The organism is Streptomyces sp. NPDC059371 (assembly GCF_042751995.1).
Classification (GTDB): Bacteria; Actinomycetota; Actinomycetes; order Streptomycetales; family Streptomycetaceae; genus Streptomyces.
The window spans coordinates 99,424-102,817 of sequence record NZ_JBHYXD010000013.1 but is presented as its reverse complement, the minus strand read 5'-3'; the positions used below and the strand labels follow the sequence as shown (position 1 = coordinate 102,817).

Here is a 3,394-nt window from a genome sequence, read left to right as displayed (position 1 = left end):
CGCCCCCCGCCGCCCGCCCCCCCCGCCGGGCGGCCGCCGAGCGGGGGGGCGCCCCCCCCCCCGCGGACGGGTTCAGCCGACCGCGTCGACCAGCGCCAGCTCGTGCAGCCGCTCGGGCGGTCCCGGACGGGCGTAGTACCAGCCCTGGGCGGTGTCACAGCCCAGGAGCCGAAGCTGTTCCGCCTGCGCGCCGGTCTCCACGCCCTCGACGGTGACCGCGAGGTCGAGACTGTGGGCGAGGGAGACGATGCCCTCGACGATCTTCAGGTCGACCGGGTCCGCCGGGAACTGCTGCATCCCCTGGGTGAAGGAGCGGTCCAGCTTGAGGATGCTGACCGGCAGACGACGCAGGTTGGCCAGGTTCGAGTAACCGGTGCCGAAGTCGTCGAGCGCGATGTCGACGCCCATCTCGGCGAGCCTGCGCAGCGGTTTGAGCAGGTCGTCGTCGGCGCCGATCAGCGCGGACTCGGTGACCTCCAGGCACAGCGCCCGGGCGTCGAGGCCCTCGCGCTCCAGGATGTCGACGGTGTCCTGGACCAGGCCGGGATGGGTGAGCTGGCACGGCGAGAGATTGACGTTGACCCGCAGCGGGCCCGCGGCGGACTGCCGTTCCTGCCAGCTGCGGGCCTGACGCACCGACTGCTCCAGGACCCAGCGGCCGAGCGGCACGATCAGTCCGGTGTGCTCGGCGAGCGGGATGAAGCGGTCGGGTCCGAGGACGCCGTGCTGCGGGTGCAGCCAGCGCACCAGCGCCTCCGCGCCCCGCACACTGCCGTCGCCGAGGTGCACCAGCGGCTGGTACTCGATGAAGAACTCGCCCCGGTCCAGGGCGGCGGGCAGCGCGGTGGTGAGCCCGTTGCGGGTGATGGCGCGCGCGTCGGCCTCGGGGTCGGCCAGCTCGAAGCGGTTGCCGCCCGCGGACTTGGCCCGGTACATCGTGATGTCGGCGCTGCGCAGCACCTCGGCGGCGCCGCGCTCCCCGGCCGGGCCCTCGACGACGCCGACGCTGCCGCGCACGGTCAGGTCACGGCCGTCGATGCTGATCGGGGTGACGAGCGCGTTCATGATGCGCCCGGCCAGTTCGTCGACCTCGCGCTCGGTGTGCGGGCCGGTGGTCAGGGCCACGAACTCGTCGCCGCCGAGCCGGGCGACCATCTCGCCGGGGGCGGTCGCGCAGGACTGGAGGCGGTCGGCGACCTCGACGAGCAGCCGGTCGCCGGCCGCGTGCCCGAGGCTGTCGTTGATGGTCTTGAAGCCGTCGAGGTCGAGGTAGCAGAGCCCGAAGCGCTGTCCCTCCCCCGCGGCCAGCGCCTTCTCCAGGCGCTCGAAGAACAGGGTCCGGTTGGGCAGTCCGGTCAGCGCGTCGTGGGTCGCCTCGTAGCGCAGCCGCAGATTGAGCAGCCGCCGCTCGGTCGTGTCCTCCATCAGCGCGAGCTGGTACTGGGGCTGGCCGTCCGCGTCGCGGAGCAGGGAGACCGTCAGGTTGGTCCACAGGGCGGTGCCGTCGGGGCGGTAAAACGCCTTCTCCACGTGGTAGTGCTCGCGCTCGCCGCGCACCAGTTCCTCGTAGAGCCGCCACACCTGGGGAGCGTCCTCGGCGTGTGTCCATTCCGGGACCCTGCGGCCGCGCATGGTCTGTTCGGAGCCGCCGAACATCCGCAGCAGCGCTCCGTTGGCCTGGAGGATGTTTCCTTCGAGGTCGGCGATGGCGATGCCTATGGCCGCGCCCTCGAACACCGCGCGGAAGCGGGCCTCGCTGTCGTGCAGTGCCTCGGCGACGGCGCTGCGCGCGGTCAACGCCGCCTGCGAGATGGCCTGTTGTTCGGCGAGGGTCCGCTCGCGCAGCGCCTCGGCGTACCCGGCGGCCATCGCGTGCTGGAGTCGCGCGGAGCGGGTCCGGAGGGCTTCCTTGGGACCGTCCTCGCCGCAGTAGAGCACCAGGTAGGCGTCGACGCAGTCGAGGGCCCTGCTGAGGGCCTCGGGGTCGGTGCAGTGCGCGGCGACGAGTGCGGCGCCGACGCCGCGTCCCTCGGCCGCCTCGAAGGTCCTGGCCCGCAGGGCCTCGCTCAGCCGCCGTGCGAGCGGCAGCAGTTGTTCCTCGAACTCCGGCCGGGTCAGCGAGGTGGAGGTGACGGGGAAGACCGCGCGGCTCCAGATCGTCGCGAACCTGCGGAGTCTGTCCTCCGGCCCGTCCGGCTCGGCGCTCACGCCGTGCGTCCCACGCCGCCGAACCCGGAGAAGGAATAGGGATCCTCGTCCTCGGACGCCGTGTCGGGCCGCCAGTTCGGCATCGGCACCAGTCCGGGTTCCACCATGTCGTACCCCTCGAAGAACCGCGCGATCTCGTCACGCGTGCGCATGATCAGCGGGTTGCGGATGTCCTTGTAGACGTCGACCGTGCCCTCGGCCTGCTCCCGCAGGAGCGGAATGCCCTCGAACGAGGCGTGCGTGACGACGAGCATGCTTCCCGGCGCGAGGGCGTCGCGCAGTTCGGCCACCGCCCGGTACGGGTCGTCCGCGTCTTCCACGAAGTGAAGTATGGCAACGAGAAGCAGCGCGACCGGCCGGTTCAGGTCGATCAGCCGCTGAACCGGGTGGCTCAGCAGGATTTCCTGGGGCTTGAGCAGGTCCGCGGCGACGACGGCCGCGTCCTCGTTGTCCCGCAGGACGACCTCGCTGTGTGCGACGGCAACCGGGTCGTGGTCGACGTAGACGACCCGTGCGCCGGGCCGGGCGGCCTGGGCGATCTCGTGGACGTTGCCGAACGTCGGGATGCCGGAGCCGATGTCGAGGAACTGGTCGATGCCCTCGCCGACGGCGTGGCGGACGGCCCGGCGCATGAACGCACGGTTCGCCTGCATGATCTTGGGAAGTCCCGGCATGAACTCCATCGCCTTGCGCGCCGCTTCCCGGTCGACCTCGAAGTTGTGCGAACCGCCCAGGTAGTAGTCGTATATCCGGGACACGCTCGGCACTGAGATGTCAATGCTGCGAGGGGCCCAGGCGGGACGCTCCATCTATCTCTCCAAGGCGTAGGCGACGGCACGGACGATCCGGTGTTCGAGCAGAGGCTACTGATCGCCCGCCAAAGGAGCGAGTCAAACCGGAAATTGACCGTCCGTTCCCGGTCACTGCCTCAGGCACGTGCCGAATTGGCATCTGCGAACGTATACCGCGCACGCCACGCACCGCCTCCGCGAAATCCCTCCGAAGCATTCCAAAAAGCTCCGCGGAGTCACGAAGCGTGGTCAAGTCTCCCGCCGGGCCGCGGTGTTCTTTCACATCCGGGCCGGCAGCCGGATCTTTCACGTTCCGGCGACGGCCGGAAAGCTTCGCCGCCGGAACGTGAAAGTCCGCCGGAGGGAGCGCACAAGGGTCCGCCCCCCCCGCGCGG

2 protein-coding genes are annotated in these 3,394 nt (G+C 70.8%); both read right to left on the bottom strand.

Annotated features, from left to right (window positions below; translation table 11 throughout):
* Positions 1-72: 72 nt before the first annotated feature.
* Positions 73-2,208 carry a putative bifunctional diguanylate cyclase/phosphodiesterase gene (locus ACFXGX_RS10640; protein ID WP_384787761.1) on the bottom strand — a complete coding sequence of 712 codons (2,136 nt, stop codon included), beginning with the start codon at positions 2,206-2,208 and terminating at the stop codon, positions 73-75.
* Positions 2,205-3,017: an SAM-dependent methyltransferase gene (locus tag ACFXGX_RS10635; RefSeq protein ID WP_384787758.1), complete on the bottom strand. Its 813-nt coding sequence runs from the start codon at positions 3,015-3,017 to the stop codon at positions 2,205-2,207. Before ACFXGX_RS10635 ends, ACFXGX_RS10640 begins: the two co-directional genes overlap by 4 nt.
* Between the last annotated feature and the right edge of the window lie 377 nt (positions 3,018-3,394).

What these genes read in the sequence shown, in the direction of transcription:
- ACFXGX_RS10635 (WP_384787758.1), bottom strand. Translation starts at nt 3,017, where the DNA reads ATGGAGCGTCCCGCCTGGGCCCCTCGCAGCATTGACATCTCAGTGCCG.